Consider the following 17,755-nt stretch of genomic DNA (forward strand, 5'->3'; position numbering starts at 1 on the left):
AGCCGCCAACCGTGCGATCTTTGGGCTTCTCGGGCCCATAGCGTCTCGGGATGGGGGTTCTGAGGTCGGGGATGTCGGAAGTGTTTCGGATTGCGATCGTCGGATCGGGCCCTTCGGGCCTGAGCGCCGCTGCGCACGCCGCGGCCAAGGGGGTCAGCCACGTCCTTTTGGAGAAGACCGACCACCTCTCCGACACCATCTTCCGCTACCAGAAGGGCAAGCACGTCATGGCGACGCCGGCCCAGCTGGTGTTGCGCTCGGACTGCGATTTCGCCGCCGGCAAGCGCGAGGCGGTGCTGGCCCAATGGAACGCCGACGCCGCCAAGGCGGGCGTGAATGTCCGCTACAAGGCCGAGGCCAAGGCGATCACCGGCGCCAAGGGCGACTTCTCCATCGCGCTCACCAACGGCGACGTGATCCGCGCCGAGACGGTGGTCCTGGCCATCGGCACCCAGGGCAATCCCAATCTGATGCGCTGCGACGGCGCGGCCCTGCCCCACGTCCAGTACCAGCTCGACGATCCGGCCGAGTACATCGACGAGCACATCTTCGTCTTCGGCGGCGGCGACGCCGGCATCGAGAACGCGCTCGGCCTAGCCGCCGACCAGGCGCAGGGCAATGTCGTCACCCTGGTCAACCGCTCGGCCGACTTCGCCCGGGCCAAGGACGCCAACGTCAAGGCGCTGACCGCCGCGCGCGATTCCGGCCGCATGACCATCCTGTCGGAGACCACGCCCAGCCTCATCGAACAGGGCTGGGTGACCGTGGAAACACCGCAGGGCACGGCGCGGCACAAGTGCGATCGGATCATCGCGCGGATGGGCTCGGCGCCGCCGCGCAAGTTCGTAGAGGCCGCCGGCGCCGCCTTCACCAGCGACGCGCCGAGCGCCTTCCCGCAACTGTCGCCCACCTTCGAGGGCACGACGCCCGGCGTCTATGTGATCGGCGCCCTGGCCGGCTATCCGCTGATCAAGCACTGCATGAACCAGGGCCACGACGTGGTCGAATACATCTGCGGCCGCACCGACCTGAAGCCTGCCGACGAACCGATCCTGGAGGCCAAGCTGGCCGGCCTGCCCGGCAAGATGTCGGTCTCCGAATGGCTGGAGTTCCTGCGCAGCCGGGTGGAGATCCTCTACGGCCTGTCGCCCCTGCAGATGCGCGAGTTCCTGCTCGACTCCGAGGTGAAGGCCTTCCGCGTCGGCGAGGCGATCTTCGAACGCAACGGGGTCGGGTCCTCGCTGTTCGGCATCGCCCAGGGCTCGGTGCTGGTGGAGGTCGATCCGAAGAACCCCTCGATCACCGTGCCGATCCCGGCCGGCTCGATCTTCGGCGAGGTGGGCCTGATCTCCGGCCGCCGCCGCGGCGCGACCATCCGAGCCGGCGAGAACACCATCGTCATCGAGATCCCCCGCACCGCGGCCCTGAAGCTGATGGCCCAGGTGGCCGAAGCCCGCGAGACGGTGAACCGCATCACCACCGAGCGGCAGATCCTGCAGATCTTCAAATCCGGCCTGACCCCGGCCGACCTCGCCGAGGTGCTGCCCGAGGCGCAGATGATCGAGGTGAAGCCCGGCCAGCCGATCATGACCGAGGGCGACGAGGGCGACGACCTGTTCATCATCCGCTCCGGCTCGATGATCGTGGAGAAGATGGTCGGCGGGAAGAACGTCTTCCTGTCCTACGTCCCGGCCGGCTCCTACTCCGGCGAGATGGCCCTGCTGGACGGCGGGCGGCGCACCGCCACGGTGAAGGCCGCCATCCGCTCCCAGGTGGTGCGCCTGCCCGGCGAACCCTTCCGCCGGCTGCTGGCCAAGAAGCCGGCGCTGCTGAAGCGGATGCGCGAAGAGGTCACCGCGCGGCGCAAGATCAACGCCTTCGTCGAGGAGCAGAAGGACAACTTCGGTGGCGTGGTGGACATGTATTCCTCCGTCGCCAGCTTCCTGATCGACCAGGGCATCGGCGAAGCCACCGACGTGCTCTTGATCGACGAGACCCTCTGCGTCGGCTGCGACAACTGCGAGAAGGCCTGCGCCGACAGCCACGAGGGCCTGTCGCGGCTGAACCGCGAGGCCGGCAAGACCTACGCCAAGATCCACGTGCCGACCTCCTGCCGGCACTGCGAGCACCCCTATTGCATGACCGACTGCCCGCCCAACGCCATCCAGCGCGGGCCGGACGGCGAGGTGTTCATCTCCGACGCCTGCATCGGCTGCGGCAACTGCCAGCGAAATTGTCCTTACGACGTGATCCAGATGGACAAGCCGCCGCCGGAGAAGCCCGGCCTCTTGGCCTGGATGCTGTTCGGCATGGGCCCCGGCCCCGGCGAACCGGACAAGGCCTGGCGCGAGAAGCAGCCCAAGGGGCCGACCGAAAAGGGCAAGGTCGCCATCAAGTGCGACATGTGCATCGGCAAGGCCGGCGGGCCCGCCTGCGTGCGGGCCTGCCCGACCGGCGCGGCGATCCGGGTGTCGCCGGAAGAGTTCCTGTCCGTCGCCCTGCTGGAGCGGGGCTAGGCCTTGGCGGTCGCGCGGGCGCAGTCACAGAGGCGCAAGACCTCGACGCATGAGAGCTTCCTGCGTCATGGCGGCTTCATGTTCGCCAAGGCCTCGGCGGTCCTCTGCGTGGCGGCCATCGCCGCCTATTTCCTGCAGGACGCCCGCCCACGGCCGAGCGGCGGCACGGCGCTGGGCTATGTGCTGGGGATTACCGGCGCGGGCCTGATCGTCTGGCTGTCGCTGCTGGGCCTGCGCAAGCGCGCGGTCAGCCACGGCCACTATTCGCTGAAGGCCTGGGTCTCGGCCCACGTCTATCTCGGCCTGTCGCTGATCGTCATCGCCACCCTGCACACCGGCTTCCAGTTCGGCTGGAACGTGCACACCCTGGCCTACGGCCTGATGCTGCTGGTCATCGCCTCCGGCGGTGTCGGGGTCTGGGCCTATATCGCGCTGCCCCGCTCGCTCAGCGACAATCGCGGCGAGGTGACCCGCAAGCAGATGCTGGCCCAAATCCATGCCCTGGACGAACAGATCCACGAGGCCGCCCAGCCCCTGCGGCGCGCCGAGGCCGACATCGTGCGCCTGTCTCTGGAGGAGACCGACATCGGCGGCGGTTTCTGGCGCCGGCTCTTCGCCCGCTACGGCGACTGCGCCAACGGCCGCGCGCTCGCCCGTCTGGGCCCGGCGCTGGGGACCGCCACCGGCCAGGAGGCCGAGGCCCTGCGCAAAGTCACCGACCTCCTGCAGCGCAAGGCCGACGCCCTCGCGCTGGCGCGGCGGCAGATCCACATCACCGCGCTTCTGGAAGCTTGGCTCTTCGTGCACGTTCCGGCCACCTTCGCCCTGCTGGCGGCCCTGACGGTGCACATCGTCAGCGTCTTCCTCTACTGGTGACATGACCCAGGCGATCACCCTTCGCATGATCACCCGCCAGGCGGGCGGCGGTGAGATCGTCCGCACCAGGCGGCTTGAGTGGAACGACGCCTCGATCGGCCGCGCGCCGGCCAGCGACATCTATCTGCCGGACCTGTCGGTCGACATGGAGCACGCGCTCCTGAAGGTCTCCGGCCAGGACCGGCTGACCATCGAGTCGATCAGCGGGCGGCCCTTCCTGGTGGACGGCGCCTCGACCACCCACGCCGAACTCAGCGCCGGGCGCGGCCAGGTCGTGACCTTCGGCGAATACGACCTCCTGATCGGCGAGGCGGGCGAAGAGGACATCTTCGTCACCGTCACCCGCCATGAGGACGAACATCACCCCACCGTCAGCCTGTTCTCCCTCAAGGCCTCGATGTTCGGCCGCCGGCGGATGGCCTGGACGCTGGGCCTCGCCATCCTGGCCCTGTGCCTGATCCTGCCGCTGGCCGGCCGCGCCTGGCTGCAGCACACCCGCATCCATCCCGACCAGCAGTGGTCGACCGGCCCGCTCTCCAAGGCCCACGCCTTCCTCGACAAGGACTGCCAGGCCTGCCACGCCAAGGCCTTCATCGCCGTCCGCGACGAGACCTGCCTCGGCTGCCACAAGGCCAGTTCCGACCCCGCCGCCGTGGCGCGCATCGACGCCAGGGCCGCCGCCGAGGGCAGCCCCTTCCTCCCGCTGCTGGTCTCCGAACACGCCGACCACGCCAAGCTGGCCCGCGCCATGCCGCCGCCGCCCACCATCCGCGGCAAGGTCGCCGGCATCTTCGAGACCGCGCTGAACCATCCGGCCGACCGCTGCGCCAGTTGCCACCGCGAGCACACCACCGCCCCGCCCGATCCCGCCGTGCCGAAGACCGCCGACGTGGTGCGGCCGGGCAAACCAGCGCTGGTCGTGGTCGCCGACTGCGCCGGCTGCCACAGCCGACTGAAGATGCGCCTGCCCTCTACGGGCCTGATCGACACGCCGGATTGGAACCGGCACCCAGACTTCCGCCCCCTGGTCACCGTCGGCTTCGACGGCCCGCTGCCCCGGCTGCAGCGCGTGGCGCTGTCGAGCCATCCGACGGAAGCCAACGGCCTGACCTTTTCGCACCGCATCCACATGAACCCGGTCGGCGGCGTCGCCCGGCAGGGCGAGGCGCTGGGCGCCGCGCGGGGTTATGGCGCGGCGCTGACCTGCCAGTCCTGCCACCGGCCGGACGGCGGCGGGTTCAAGCCGATCGAGATGGAGCGCGACTGCGGGTCCTGCCACTCCCTGGCCTTCGCCCAGGTGGGCGGCGCCTTGCAGACCCTGCGCCACCACGACATGCGCAATATCGTGGGCGTCCTGCGCGGCTCGCTGCCGCCGGAGCATCCGCCCAACGTCGATCAGGCCGTCCTGCGCCGCGCGCTCGCGCCCGGCGGCCTCTGCGTCGATTGCCACACGGTGCGTCCCGCCGCCGGTCCCCTGGGCGGCGAGATTTCGCCGGTGCACCTGGCCAACCGCATGCTGCCCTGGGGCGACTTCAACCACGGCGTCGCGGCCCACGCCGGGGTCGGCAAGGGCGCGGCGGTCTGCGCCGACTGCCACAAGGCCGCCACGTCGGACCGCACCCAGGACCTGCTGATCGAAGGCATCGCCACCTGCAAGGCCTGCCACGGCAAGACCGAGCACGACACCACCGCCTTCGCCAGCGCCCAGTGCTCGGCGTGCCACGGCTTCCACGCGCCAGGCCAGGCGCCGGCTACCGGCCAGGACCGTCTGTTCACCGCTCTGGGCCTGCCGGCCGGGCAAAAACCCCGCGGGTTGCCGACGTTCTGAGGCCCGTCAGAGCTCGGCCCAACGGCGAAGCAGCCGGTGATAGAGGTTCGTAAGCTGCAGGCGGGCGCCGTCAGCCTCAGCGCCGGACGGCAGCTTCTGGAGCGCGGCGTCGAATTCGAAAAGCAGCTGCCGGTCCGCATCGTCGCGCACCACGCTCTGGATCCAGGTGAAGGCGGCGAGGCGCTCGCCGCGCGTCACCGGCGTCACCTCATGGATGGTGTTCGCCGGGTAGACGATGGCGTCCCCCGCCGGCAGCTTGATGGTCCGGCCTCCCAGCAGGTCTTCGATGACCAGCTCCCCGCCGTCGTACCCGGCCGGGTCGCTCAGCATGACGGTGATGGAAAGGTCCGTGCGGATCCGCCGGTTTGTCCCGTCGATGGGGCGGAGCGCGCCGTCGATGTGCGGGCCATAGTAGTCGCCGCCGGCGTAGCGGTTGAACAGCGGCGGCAGGATCGCGGCCGGGAGCGCCGCCGACAGGAACAAGGGGCTCTGCTCCAGCCGGGCGCGCACCAGCTCGCCCAGCCGGATCGCCACGGGGTCCTGCCAGTGGAGTTGGGCGTTGTGCTTGACCGGCGCCGACAGGAACCCGGCCGTGCCCCTTCCATCGGTCCAGGCGGCGTCGCGGAGCGCGGCCCGGCACTCGGCCAGATCGTCGCCGCCAAGGACCCCCGGGATGTGCAACAGCATGGACTGGAGGCTAGTCGGTGTAGGCCAGGGTGAACAGCGCCGTGCGGCCCTCGCCGGGGACGACGTGGAAGCCGTGGACCTGGTCGAAGAAGAACTTGTCGGTGACGTTGTTCACATTCACCTGCAGCCGGATGTGGTCCGTCGCCTGCCACTTGGCCATCAGGTCCAGTGTCGTATAGCCCGGCACACTGGTAAACGGCACGGTCGTCAGCGACGCGAAGCGGCGGGACAGGTAGTTCACGCCGCCGCCGATCTCGATCCGCATGGGCAACTGATAGGTGGTCCAGAGCGCGGCGCTGTCGCGCGGCGCATTGAACAGCGGCGAGTTGAGCGGCGGCCCGCCAGGGACGGTCTTGATGGTCTTGCCGTCGAGATAGGTGTAGCTCGCCGTCACCTGCCAGGCGTCCGTCACCTTGCCCGCCAACTCGACTTCCGCGCCGTCGACCCGCTGGTCGCCGGCCAGGATGTTGACCGCCGAATTGGTGGGGTCGGGAACCCGGGCGTTTTGCTTTTCCTCATGGAAGATCGCGCCCTGGAGCTGCAGGCGGTTGGCCAGCAGGTTCCACTTCGTCCCGACCTCGAAGGTCTCGTTCGTCTCAGGGGCCAGGCCGATGTTGCCGACGTTGAACGAGCGGACCGCGACGATCTGGGACAGAGCCTCGGCCGAGGGGTTGAAGGACGTCGAGTAATCGAAATAGATCGAGCCATTGGGCATGGGCTTGTAGACTACGCTGCCGCGCCAGCTCGGCTTCTCGTCGGTCTGGTGGACATCCTGGCTCGTGGTCGGCTGGTTCAGGGTCGCGACGGTGTTCCCGAAGAACTGCGCCGCGTAGTGCGACGAGAACCGGTCCCAACGCACCCCGCCGGACACCTCCCAGTGCGGTCCGAATTTCAGGGTGTCGATCAAGTAGACGCCGACCGTGTCGGCCGTCGTCGAGACCTTCACCCGCGGCAGGTCGATGCCTGAAAACGGCTGGCCCTCGGTGGGCGTCAGCAGCGACGTGGCGGGGATGTTCAGGCCGTTGTCGTAGGTCGGCTTGGAACTCTCCGGCCCCACCTCCCAGCCGGCGGCCAGATGGTGCTCGATGGCGCCGGTGCGAAAGGTCGCCAGGACGTCCATCTGGTTCTGCAGGAAGGTCTCGCGGCTGGTCCCGCCCTGCAGGGCGCGGTTCACCTGGATGGCCGAGAGCGGCGTCGCCGACGTCACGCCCGTGGTGATCACCTGGGGCTCGGTGTCGCGCCAGTGGCGGCCGTAGTCCGCGTAACGGAGCTGATCGCGGAAAGTGATGTCGGGCGAGAAATCGTGCTCGAACCTTGCCGTCGCGACGTTGGCGCGGGTCCGCAGATAGTCGCTGTCGAAGCCGTAGAAATTGTTCCGCGCCACCGGCGCCGGCGCCCCCCGAAAGTAAGGCAGTCCGTAGTCGGGGATGTCGTCCTCCCACTGGTAGAGGTAGCTGAGCGTCAACCGCGTGGCCGTCCCCAACCCGAAGGCCAGGCTCGGCGCCACGCCCTCGCGCCGGTAGCGGGCCTGGTCGCGGTCGGTGAATTCCTGGGTGTGCGCCATGGCCGCGACGCGTACGGCCGCGCCCTCGCCGAGCTGGGGCAGCGGCGCGTCGAGGTCGACTGTGCCGCGGGCCAGGTTATCGGTGCCGCCGACCGCCTCGCCGCGGATAAAGCCCTGCAGCGTCGGCGTCTTGGAAACCTGGTTGACCACGCCGCCGGTCGAGCCGCGGCCGAAGAGGATCGATGACGGACCCTGCAGGAGCTCAACCTCCTCCAGGTTGAACGGGTCGCGGGTATAGCTGCCGAAATCCCGCATGCCGTCGAGGTACATGTCGTTGCGGGCGTTGAAGCCGCGGATCGACAGGTTGGTCCCCTGCCAGCTCGACTCGCCGGCGCCGAGCGAGATGCCCGAACTGTTGCGGAACACCTCGCTGAGGCTCGTCGCACCGCGGTCCTCGATCACCTGGCGCGGCGTGATGCTGAGCATCTGCGGGGTGTCGATGACCGACTCGGTGAGCTTGCTCAGCGCGGGCGCATCGGCCTTATAGCCTTCGGGCGGCTGACCTTTGACGGTGACGCCGCTGACCGAGGTCGCCTCCTGGGCCGCCGCCGTGCCTGCGTCGCAGAGGAAAAGCGCCGCGGCGATCGAGCCGGCGAACTGTGGAAGCCGCGACGCCCGGCAACCCCTATTGTCGTCCGCCATGGCTTCCCCCTTTGCGCGCTTGCCCGGATCGTTGTGATGTCGTCCGCGCTCTGCGCCATAAGTCGTTATGCAGCTAGATTGCAAGTCGCTTGAGCGGGAAAACTGCGGGGATCGGGTGGAGGACGTCGAGCGGCTCTTGGCGAATGCAACGGATCGTTTCCGGGCGCGCGACGCCGCCGGCGCCGAAACCCTCTTGCGGCGCGCCCTCGCCGCGGCGCCGGACCATGCGCCCAGCCTGAGCCTGCTGGGCCTGATCGCCGGCCGCGCCGGGCGCGACGCCGAGTGTGTCGCGCTGCTGGAACGGGCCGTCGCCAACGGCGCCCCCGAGCAGGCCGCGGCGGCCGGCCTCCTGCTGGGGGCCGCGCACCACCGCGCCGGACGCAAGGAGGCCTCCGTCGCAGCCCTGCGCGCGGCCGTGGCGGCTGACCCCGGCCTGGCGGCGGCGCAGGATGCGCTGGCCTCGGCGCTCTACGCCGCGGGCGACTTCGCGGCCGCAGTGGATCACGCCGAGCGCGCCGTCGCCCTCGCGCCTCAGGACCCCGGCTTCGCCGGCAACCTGGCCGTGGCGCGCAACGCCGAGGGCCGCTTCGCCGAGGCGGCCGGCTTGTGCCGCGCGGCGCTGGGCGCCGGCGAAGATCCGGCGCTGCTCAACACCCTGGGCGTCGCGCTCAAGGAACTGGGCGACCTGACCGCGGCCGGCGCCGGCCTGGAGCGGGCGCTGGCCCTGAGCCCCGGCTTCGCCGAGGCGCTCTACAACCTGGCGGCCGTGCGCAAGGATGAGGGCCGCACCGACGAGGCGGTCCGCCTTCTGCGCGAGGTCGTGGCGCTGCGGCCGGACCTGGCGTCCGCGCGGTTCGCCTTGGTCATGGCGCACCTTCCGCCGCTCTATCGCGATGCGGCGGAGGTGGAGCTGCGGCGCGCCGACTATTCCGCCGAGCTCAACGTCCTGGCGGACTATGTCGCGCGGGTCGATCCCGCGGCCCTGGCAGCCGGCGTCGGGGCCGCGCAGCCGTTCCACCTAGCCTACCAGGGCCGCCACGACGACGCCCTCCAGCGCCACTACGGCGAGATCGTCTGTCAGGCGATGGCGGCGGCCTTCCCCGCCGCGGCCCAGGCCGCCCCGCCGCGGCCCGGCGAGCGCCTGCGCATCGGCGTGGTCTGCGGCTACCTGCGCGATCACTCCGTGTGGCGTCTGCCGACACGGGGCTGGGTGGCGGGCCTCGACCGCAGCCAATTCGAGCTGATCGCCTTCCACACCGGGACGGTCTGCGACGCCGAGACCGAGCGCGCGCGGGCCCTGTTCGACCGCTTCGTCCAGGGTCCGCTCACCCTGGCGGACTGGCGTGGGCGGATCGTCGATCTGCAGCCGCACGCCCTGATCTATCCGGAGGTCGGCATGGATCCGATGGCGGCGCAGCTCGCCGCCCTGCGCCTGGCTCCGGCGCAGTACGGTTCCTGGGGCCATCCGTCGACGACCGGCTATCCGACCCTCGACTTCTACCTCAGCAGCGACGCCATGGAGCCGCCGGGGGCCGAGGCCCGCTACACTGAAACCCTCGTCCGGTTGCCCGGCCTGTCGACCATCTGCACCCTGCCGCTGGCCGACGCGTCGCCACCTGCGCGGTCCGCGCTGGGCCTGCCCGATGACGCGGTCGTCTACTGGTGCGGCCAGTCGCTGTACAAATACCTGCCGCAACATGACGGCGTGTTCGCCGAGATCGCCGCTCGGGTTCCGAACAGCCGCTTCATCTTCATCGAATTCCCCGGAAGCGCACCGCTGACCCAGCGCTTCCGGGATCGCCTCGCCGAGGCCTTCGCCCGGCGCGGCCTTGACGCGGAACGGTGCTGCGCCGTCCTGCCGCGCATGGGGTCACAGGCGTTCCGGGCCGCCATGGGCTGCGCCGACGTCATGCTGGACAGCATCGGCTGGTCCGGCTGCAATTCGGTGCTGGACGCCTTCGCCCGCGGCCTGCCGGTCGTCACACTGCCTGGCGACACGATGCGCTCGCGTCATGCGGCCGCGATGTTGCGTGAGATCGGACTGGATCGGCTCGTCTGCGAGACGCAGGCCGACTACGTCGAAACAGCTGTAGCCCTGGGGCTCGACGGCAAGGCGCGCAAGGCGGCCAGCGAAGCGCTCGCCGACCAGCTCCCGCGCCTGAACCAGACAACCGCGATCGCGGCGCTGGCGCAGCACCTTATCGGCGCGTGTCGCAGCCCCGCCTACACCACTCCGTAGGCCAGCATCGCGTCGGCCACCTTCTTGAAGCCGGCGATGTTGGCGCCGCGGACGTAGTCGATGACCTTGGAGTCCTTGCGCCCGCCGTATTCGACGCAGCGCTCGTGGATACCGGCCATGATGTCCAAGAGGTGCTGCTGCAGGTCGGCTTCCTTCCAGGAGATGCGCGCCGAATTCTGGCTCATCTCCAGGCCCGAGACCGCCACGCCGCCGGCGTTGGCCGCCTTGCCGGGCGCGTAGAGGATTTGCGCCTGTTTGAAGACGTGCACGCCGTCCAGGTCAGTCGGCATGTTGGCGCCTTCCGACACCGCCATGCAGCCGTTGGCGACCAGGATCTTAGCCTCGGCGCCATTGAGTTCGTTCTGGGTGGCGCAGGGAAGCGCTACGTCGCAGGCCACGCCCCAGGGCCGGGCGCCGTCGCCGTGGAAGGACGAGCCCTTGAACTCTTTCACATATTCGGAGATGCGGCCGCGGCGCTTGTTCTTGAGCTCCTTGATCCAGTCGATCTTAGTCTGGTCAATGCCGGCCGGGTCGTGGATGAAGCCCTCGGAATCCGAGAGCGTCAGCACCTTGCCGCCCAACTGGACGACCTTTTCCGCCGCGTGGGTGGCCACATTGCCGGAGCCGGAGATCACAGCCGTCTTGCCGTCGACGCTGTCGCCGACGTTCTTCAGCATGTTCTGCAGGAAGTAGACCGCGCCATAGCCCGTGGCCTCGGTGCGGATCAGGCTGCCGCCGTATTCCAGCCCCTTACCGGTCAGGACGCCGGTGAACTCGTTGGTGATCCGCTTGTATTGGCCGAACATGAAGCCGATCTCGCGGCCGCCCACGCCGATGTCGCCGGCCGGCACGTCCGTGTCGGCGCCGATATGCCGGTAAAGCTCGGTCATGAACGACTGGCAGAAGCGCATGACCTCGTTGTTGGACTTGCCCTTGGGATTGAAGTTCGACCCGCCCTTGCCGCCGCCCATCGGCAGGCCCGTCAGCGCGTTCTTGAAGGTCTGCTCGAAGGCCAGGAACTTCAGCACGCTTTCCGTCACCGACGGGTGGAAGCGGATGCCGCCCTTGTAAGGGCCGATCGAGTTGTTGTTCTGCACCCGCCAGCCGCGCTGCACGCGGATGTTGCCCTTGTCGTCTTCCCAGCAGACCCGGAAGCTGATCACCCGGTCCGGCTCGGCGATCCGGCGCAGGATCTGGTACTCGTGGTACGCCTCCTTGTCGGCGATGAACTCGAAGATGTCCTCGGCGACTTCCTGCACCGCCTGGACGAATTCCGGTTGCCCCGGATTGCGCTTGCTGACGCCCGCGATGAAACGTTCGAGATCGACGTGATCGGCTGTGGCCATGGTTGTGCGCCCCCGGTTGATGTTTCGCCAGCCGCCGCGCCGAAGGCTCTCCGACACGCACAGGCCAGTCCCCGGCGCCTACATAACAACGGAATCCGTCCGGGTTTAAGCGATTAAGGCGGAGCTTGGCGCCGAGCTCGCCCGTGCCCCCTTCACAAAGCTGCGCAAATGGACCCAACTCTGCCCTTCGGCGGGGGAGCGCGAAGCGGATGACCAAGGCCTCGGATCTTTTTATCGCCTGTCTGGAAGAGGAAGGCGTCGAGTACATCTTCGGCGTGCCCGGCGAGGAAAACCTCGATTTCCTGGACAGCCTGTCGCGGTCGACCAAGATCAAGCTGATCCTGACGCGCCATGAGCAGGGGGCCGGCTTCATGGCCGCCACCTACGGCCGCCACACCGGCAAGGCCGGCGTCTGCGTCGCAACGCTCGGCCCCGGCGCCACCAACTTCGTCACCGCCGCCGCCTACGCCCAGCTGGGCGGCATGCCGATGATGATGGTCACCGGCCAGAAGCCGATCAAGAGCTCCAAGCAGGGCCGGTTCCAGATCCTCGACGTGGTGGCCATGATGGGGCCGCTGACCAAATACACCCACCAGCTGGCCTCGGCCGACAACATCCCCTCGCGCATCCGCGAGGCCTTCCGCCTGGGCCAGGAGGAAAAGCCCGGCGCGGTGCACCTGGAATTCCCCGAGGACATCGCCCACGAGCAGACCGACTCCACGCCGATCCCGCGCAGCAACGCGCGCCGTCCGATCGCCGACGAGAAGTCGATCCGCGCCGCGGCCAAGCGGATCGAGAAGGCCAAGTCGCCGATCCTGGTGATCGGGGCCGGCGCCAACCGCACCATGACCAGCCGCATGCTGGCCCAGTTCATCGAGAAGACCGGCATCCCCTTCGTCTCCACCCAGCTCGGCAAGGGCGTGGTCGACGAGCTGTCGCCCAAGTTCCTGGGCTGCGCGGCCCTGTCGGCGGGGGACTTCGTGCACCGCGCGATCGGGGCTGCGGACCTGATCATCAACGTCGGCCACGACGTGATCGAAAAGCCCCCATTCTTCATGCAGAAGGGCGGCGCGGAGGTGATCCACATCAACTTCCGCTCGGCCGAGGTCGATCCGGTCTACTTCCCGCAGTACGAGGTGATCGGCGACATCGGCAATTCCATCTGGCAGATCAAGGAAGACATCCTGCCCCAGGCCGGATGGGATTTCTCCAAGATGATGAAGGCCCGCGCCGCCGAGGTGGCGCACACCGCCAAGCAGATCGGCGACATGCGCTTCCCGATCTATCCGCAGCACCTGGTCGACCAGATCCGCAAGGCCATGCCCGCCGACGGGATCATCTGCCTGGACAACGGGGTCTATAAGATCTGGTTCGCGCGCAACTATCCGGCGCGGATGACCAACACCGTGCTGCTGGACAATGCGCTGGCCACCATGGGCGCGGGCCTGCCCTCGGCCATGGCGTCGTCGATGGTCTATCCGGACCGCAAGGTCATGGCGATCTGCGGCGACGGCGGCTTCATGATGAACAGCCAGGAGATGGAGACCGCCGTCCGCCTGAAGCTGAACATCACGGTCCTGATCCTGAACGACAACTCCTACGGCATGATCCGCTGGAAGCAGGCCAACATGGGCTTCAAGGACTGGGGGTTGACTTACGGCAACCCGGACTTCGTGAAATACGCCGAGAGCTATGGCGCGAACGGCTACCGCGTGGGATCGGCGGCCGAGCTTCCGGCCTTGCTCGAGAAGTGCCTCAACACGCCCGGCGTCAATCTGATCGAGGTCCCCGTGGACTATTCCGACAACGACCCGATCCTCAACAAGCAGATCAAGGAGCTGAGCGCGGCGGTCTGACCGACCGTCGCCGACCGTCGCCATGGCCGCTCCCGCGCTGAAAGCCTCCTACCCGCTCTACCTCGCCAACGAGGCCAAGAGCCCGAACCAGGACCTCGTGGTCACCGACAAGTTCACCGGCGAGGTCGCAACGCGCGTCGCCCAGGCGGACGCGGCGACCATCAGCGCCGGCATCGCCGCCTGCGTCGAGGCGACTGAGCCGATGGCCAGGATGGCGGCCTATGAACGCCAGGCGGTCCTCGCCCACTGCGTCACCCGCTTCACCGAGCGGTACGACGAGTTGGCCATGGCGCTGTGCATCGAGGCCGGCAAGCCGATCCGCGACTCGAGAGGCGAAGTCACCCGCCTGATCGACACCTTCCGCATCGCCGCCGAGGAGAGCGTTCGGATGGTGGGCGAGGTGCAGCCGCTGGACATCTCGCCGCGCGCCAAGGGCTATCAGGGGATGTGGAAGCGGGTGCCGATCGGCCCCTGCTCTTTCGTCTCCCCGTTCAACTTCCCGCTCAACCTGGCGGCCCACAAGATCGCCCCGGCGCTGGCGGTCGGCTGTCCGTTCGTGATGAAGCCCGCCAGCCGCACGCCGTTGGGCGCGCTGATCATCGGCGAGGTGCTGGCCGAGACCGACCTGCCGAAGGGCGCGTTCTCCATCCTGCCGGCCCACCGCGAGGGCGCGGACCTGTTCACCACCGACGACCGGCTGAAACTGCTCTCCTTCACCGGCTCGCCCGATGTGGGCTGGGACCTGAAGGCCCGCGCCGGCAAGAAGAAGGTGGTGCTGGAGCTGGGCGGCAACGCCGCGGTGATCGTCGATGAGACCATCTCCGGCGCCGACCTGGACGACGCGGTCGAACGGATCATCTTCGGCGCCTTCTACCAGTCCGGCCAGTCCTGCATCGGCGTGCAGCGGATCGTCATCCACGCCAAGATCTACGACGAGCTGCGCGACCGGCTGGTGGCCAAGACCAAGACCCTGATCGCCGGCGATCCCAAGGACGAGAAGACCTTCATCGGGCCGATGATCGACGTGAAGGAAGCCACCCGTCTGGACAATTGGATCCAGGCCGCGGCGGCCGGCGGCGCCAGGATCCTCTGCGGCGGCAAACGCGAAGGCGCCATGCTGGAAGCCACCTTGGTGGAGGGCGTCGGCCGCGACGCCAAGCTCTATGCCGAGGAGGCTTTCGGCCCCGTCGCGATCCTGTCCCGCTTCGAAGATTTCGAAGCAGCACTGGACGAGGTGAACGACTCGAAGTTCGGTCTGCAGGCTGGGCTCTTCACACGCGATCTCTTCCGGATGCTGACGGCTTGGGACAAGCTGGACGTCGGCGGCGTAGTGATCGGTGACGTGCCCAGCTACCGGGTCGACAACATGCCGTATGGGGGCGTGAAGGACTCCGGTCTGGGGCGTGAAGGCGTCAAGTTCGCCATGGAAGATATGACCGAAATTCGCAACCTGGTCATCCGTCGGCGCTGAATCGACGTACTACGTTGATGGTGAATTGCGTAAGGCCGGGGAGAAACCTGTGTTGACCATCGCGCAGATCACGGACCTGCACGTCACCACGGGCCATGATCCCCTGAATTCGCTGCGCAACGAACAGCGCCTGCGCGAGGTGCTGCGCGCGATCCACAGGCTGAAGCCGCGCCCCACGGCGATCATCGCCTCCGGCGATCTGGTCGACCACGGCGAGCCGGCCGAATACGCCGCCCTGAAAACCATCTTCGCCGAGTGCGAGATCCCGATCTACTACGCGGTCGGCAATCACGACCGCCGTGTCCCCTTCCTGGAGGCGTTCGGCGGTCCCTTCGCACCCACGGACGCCAACGGCTTTGTGCAGTACGCGGTCGACTTCGACGGCTTGCGGATGGTGGTCTGCGACACCCTGGAAGAGGGCCACGACCGCGCCGGATTCGACGCCGCGCGCGCGCGCTGGCTGGCGGAGACCCTGGCGGCGGACACTAAGACGCCGACCGTCGTGATCATGCACCACCCGCCGATCCTGTCCGGCGTGAGGTGGATGGACCCCGAACCGGACGCCCCCTGGATCGGTCGATTGGCCGATGTCATCCGCGGCCAGAATCAGATCCGCGCCGTGCTCTGCGGCCACGTCCACCGCGCCTTCCACGGCATGCTGGCCGGCCAGATCATCGCGACCTCGCCGGCCACCTCTATCCAGGTCACGCTCGACCTCAGCCCCATCGACATGGAGCGGCCGGACGGCCGCGAGATCCTGGTGGCCGAGCCGCCGGGCTATGTGCTGGTCGTCGTCGATGAGGGCCGGGTGACCACCCACACCTGCGTTGCCGGGGACTTCGAACCGGCCGTGGCCTACACCCGACCCTTCGGCTTCGACTAGCGATGGCGGGCCGGACCGGCGGAGCCATCACCCAGCTGCTCGCCCGCCTGTCGGCGTTCCGCAAGGTGCGCGGCGTGTGGAGCGGCCTGGCCATGCTGACCGGCGTGGCCCTGGCCTCGGCCGTGGTCGCCCTGGCGCTCAACGGCACCACGCCTTTCCGGTTCGTGGAGAACCTGACCTACGACCTGCGCCTCGCGCTCACCGCCCCGCCCGCGCAGCACGACTTCGTCATCGTCAAGATGGACGACGCGGCGGACAACGCCATGCGCGACGCCTCGCCCTGCCGCTGCCTGGCGCCGATCAACAAGGCCTGGCTGGGCGACCTGCTGGCGGCGCTGGACAAGAAGGGCGTCAGGGCGATCGCCGTCGACTACCTCCTCGACACCTGGAACCCTGCGTCGGGAGAGTTCGAAGACTTCTCCAGGCGCATCGCCAACATCAAAGCGCCGATCGTCGTGGGAGCAGACCCATCGCTGAAACCCGGGGTCGACTACCCGGTGAGCCCCAAGCTCCGCTATGCCGACGCACGCGCCCTGGTCCACTTGGACTACGACAATGTCATCCGCCACTACGACCCGCTGCCGGGCAAGAAGCGGGCGCTCTCGGCCGAGGTGGCCGCCGCCATCGGCGTGACCCCGCCGACTAAGCCGTTCGCCATCCGCTACCGCGCGCCCTACGCCGGCGCGACGGCGGAGAACACCGGCGCCATCGCGCCCTCCTATTCCGCCGCCTACGCATCGGCGCTGCCGGACAGCTTCTTCAAGGGCAAGATCGTCTTCATCGGCGCCGTCGCGCGCTCGGCCCACGCCGACGCCGACACCCTGCCGGAGGACATGCACGCGACCCCGCTGCGCTTCCTGGCCGGCAACGACGTCGGGATGCCCGGCGTCGAGGTGCACGTCCATGCGCTCAGCCAGATGCTGGCCGGCGACCGGATCCGCGTGGCGAGCCCGCTGGTCATCGCCCTGATCGTCTTCGTGGCCGGCCTGGCCGGCGCGGCGCTGGGCCAGGGCGGGGTGCGCTGGTGGGCGGCGATCGGGATCGTGCTGGGCGGCATGGCCCTCTCCTTCTTGGTAGCCTTCACGACCTTCGCCTGGTTCGCCTTCGTGGCGCCGATGACCGCGCCGGGCGTCAGCTTCGCCTTCGCCTTCTTCGTGATGAGCCGCCTGACCGCCGCCGAGCTCTCCAGCCAGCGCGCCTTCTATTCCTCCACCCTGGAGCGCTACCTGGCGCCGCAGGTGATCGACAATATCGTCGAGGGCCGCGAGGCGGTGAAGATCGGCGCCGACAAGCGCGAGATCACGGTGATGATCTCCGACCTGGAGAACTTCTCCAACCTGGTCGCCACCCTGCCGCTGGAGACCTTCCAGGTGGTGATCAACGGCTACCTGGACGGCATCTTGGAGATCCTCTGGGCCCACGGAGCGATGATCGACAAGATGACCGGCGACGGGGTCATCGTCTTCTTCGGCGCGCCGGTGCCCTACGCCGACCACGCCGACCGCGCCCTGATCTGCGCCCGCGAGATCGACGTCTTCGCCGAAGGCTACCGCGCCACGATGATGGGGCAGCACGGGGTCTTCGGCCATACGCGGATGGGCCTGGATTCCGGCGTCGGCCTGGTCGGCAACTTCGGCGGCGAACGGCGGTTCAACTACACGGCCTACGGCGAGGTGGTGGTCATCGCCGCGCGCCTGGAAGCCGCCAACAAGACCTTCGGCACCCGCATCCTGTTCTCCGAAGCCACCAACCGCCTAGCCACCGAAGCCGGCCCAACCCGCGCCGTCGGCGAAATCCAGCTGAAGGGCGTCCCCCTGCCGATCGCGGCCTATACGGTGGCGTGAGGC

General features: G+C 68.6%; 11 protein-coding genes. 8 read left to right on the top strand and 3 right to left on the bottom strand.

The genetic code is table 11. The features are described from left to right. The first annotated feature begins 71 nt into the window (after positions 1 to 71). Genes VHS75_RS19985 through VHS75_RS19995 form a run of 3 tightly spaced genes read left to right on the top strand, consistent with a single transcriptional unit; the run spans position 72 to position 5,220 of the window. The gene (locus VHS75_RS19985; protein WP_329640375.1) at positions 72 to 2,516 is read left to right on the top strand and encodes a cyclic nucleotide-binding domain-containing protein; all 2,445 of its coding nucleotides are present in this window, start codon (positions 72 to 74) and stop codon (positions 2,514 to 2,516) included. Positions 2,517 to 2,519: 3 nt separating this feature from the next. Then, positions 2,520 to 3,392, top strand: a complete 873-nt coding sequence (locus VHS75_RS19990) for a hypothetical protein (protein WP_329640376.1) — start codon at positions 2,520 to 2,522, stop codon at positions 3,390 to 3,392. 1 nt (position 3,393) lies between these two features. Continuing rightward, positions 3,394 to 5,220 carry an FHA domain-containing protein gene (locus VHS75_RS19995; RefSeq protein WP_329640377.1) on the top strand — a complete coding sequence of 609 codons (1,827 nt, stop codon included), beginning with the start codon at positions 3,394 to 3,396 and terminating at the stop codon, positions 5,218 to 5,220. Positions 5,221 to 5,226: 6 nt separating this feature from the next. Here VHS75_RS19995 and VHS75_RS20000 read toward each other — a convergent pair whose 3' ends face one another. Further along, the gene (locus VHS75_RS20000; protein WP_329640378.1) at positions 5,227 to 5,907 is read right to left on the bottom strand and encodes a Fe2+-dependent dioxygenase; all 681 of its coding nucleotides are present in this window, start codon (positions 5,905 to 5,907) and stop codon (positions 5,227 to 5,229) included. A 10-nt stretch (positions 5,908 to 5,917) separates the two neighbouring features. Next, complete coding sequence (locus tag VHS75_RS20005) at positions 5,918 to 8,113, bottom strand: TonB-dependent siderophore receptor (protein WP_329640379.1); 2,196 nt, start codon at positions 8,111 to 8,113, stop codon at positions 5,918 to 5,920. Between the two features lie 67 nt (positions 8,114 to 8,180). Here VHS75_RS20005 and VHS75_RS20010 point away from each other — a divergent pair, with 67 nt between their 5' ends. Continuing rightward, a complete protein-coding gene (locus tag VHS75_RS20010; protein ID WP_329640380.1) occupies positions 8,181 to 10,352 on the top strand; it encodes a tetratricopeptide repeat protein in 2,172 nt (723 codons plus the stop codon). Here the strand turns inward: VHS75_RS20010 and gdhA are convergent. Then, positions 10,337 to 11,698 (bottom strand): NADP-specific glutamate dehydrogenase, encoded by a 1,362-nt coding sequence (gene gdhA, locus VHS75_RS20015; RefSeq protein WP_329640381.1) that lies wholly within the window; start codon positions 11,696 to 11,698, stop codon positions 10,337 to 10,339. The two genes, VHS75_RS20010 and gdhA, sit on opposite strands and share 16 nt — an antisense overlap. A gap of 209 nt (positions 11,699 to 11,907) precedes the next feature. Between gdhA and VHS75_RS20020 the strand changes: the two genes are divergently transcribed. Genes VHS75_RS20020 through VHS75_RS20035 form a run of 4 tightly spaced genes read left to right on the top strand, consistent with a single transcriptional unit; the run spans position 11,908 to position 17,752 of the window. Beyond that, positions 11,908 to 13,554, top strand: coding sequence for an acetolactate synthase large subunit (locus VHS75_RS20020; RefSeq protein WP_329640382.1), 1,647 nt, complete (start codon positions 11,908 to 11,910; stop codon positions 13,552 to 13,554). A 22-nt stretch (positions 13,555 to 13,576) separates the two neighbouring features. Next, positions 13,577 to 15,025 (top strand): aldehyde dehydrogenase family protein, encoded by a 1,449-nt coding sequence (locus tag VHS75_RS20025; RefSeq protein ID WP_329640383.1) that lies wholly within the window; start codon positions 13,577 to 13,579, stop codon positions 15,023 to 15,025. 49 nt (positions 15,026 to 15,074) lie between these two features. After that, entirely contained in the window at positions 15,075 to 15,908 is an 834-nt protein-coding gene (locus tag VHS75_RS20030; RefSeq protein ID WP_329640384.1) for a phosphodiesterase, read from the top strand. Between the two features lie 2 nt (positions 15,909 to 15,910). Next, positions 15,911 to 17,752 (top strand): adenylate/guanylate cyclase domain-containing protein, encoded by a 1,842-nt coding sequence (locus tag VHS75_RS20035; protein ID WP_329640385.1) that lies wholly within the window; start codon positions 15,911 to 15,913, stop codon positions 17,750 to 17,752. Positions 17,753 to 17,755: the final 3 nt, after the last annotated feature.

The sequence above is a fragment of the Phenylobacterium sp. genome (assembly GCF_036264965.1).
GTDB lineage: Bacteria > Pseudomonadota > Alphaproteobacteria > Caulobacterales > Caulobacteraceae > Phenylobacterium.

Bases quoted from the DNA above. Each gene is read 5' to 3' on its own strand.
- VHS75_RS19985 (WP_329640375.1), top strand. From the start codon at position 72: ATGTCGGAAGTGTTTCGGATTGCGATCGTCGGATCGGGCCCTTCGGGC.
- VHS75_RS20005 (WP_329640379.1), bottom strand. From the start codon at position 8,113: ATGGCGGACGACAATAGGGGTTGCCGGGCGTCGCGGCTTCCACAGTTC.
- VHS75_RS19995 (WP_329640377.1), top strand. From the start codon at position 3,394: ATGACCCAGGCGATCACCCTTCGCATGATCACCCGCCAGGCGGGCGGC.
- VHS75_RS20000 (WP_329640378.1), bottom strand. From the start codon at position 5,907: ATGCTGTTGCACATCCCGGGGGTCCTTGGCGGCGACGATCTGGCCGAG.
- VHS75_RS20035 (WP_329640385.1), top strand. From the start codon at position 15,911: ATGGCGGGCCGGACCGGCGGAGCCATCACCCAGCTGCTCGCCCGCCTG.
- VHS75_RS20025 (WP_329640383.1), top strand. From the start codon at position 13,577: ATGGCCGCTCCCGCGCTGAAAGCCTCCTACCCGCTCTACCTCGCCAAC.
- VHS75_RS20020 (WP_329640382.1), top strand. From the start codon at position 11,908: ATGACCAAGGCCTCGGATCTTTTTATCGCCTGTCTGGAAGAGGAAGGC.
- VHS75_RS20010 (WP_329640380.1), top strand. From the start codon at position 8,181: ATGCAGCTAGATTGCAAGTCGCTTGAGCGGGAAAACTGCGGGGATCGG.
- gdhA (WP_329640381.1), bottom strand. From the start codon at position 11,698: ATGGCCACAGCCGATCACGTCGATCTCGAACGTTTCATCGCGGGCGTC.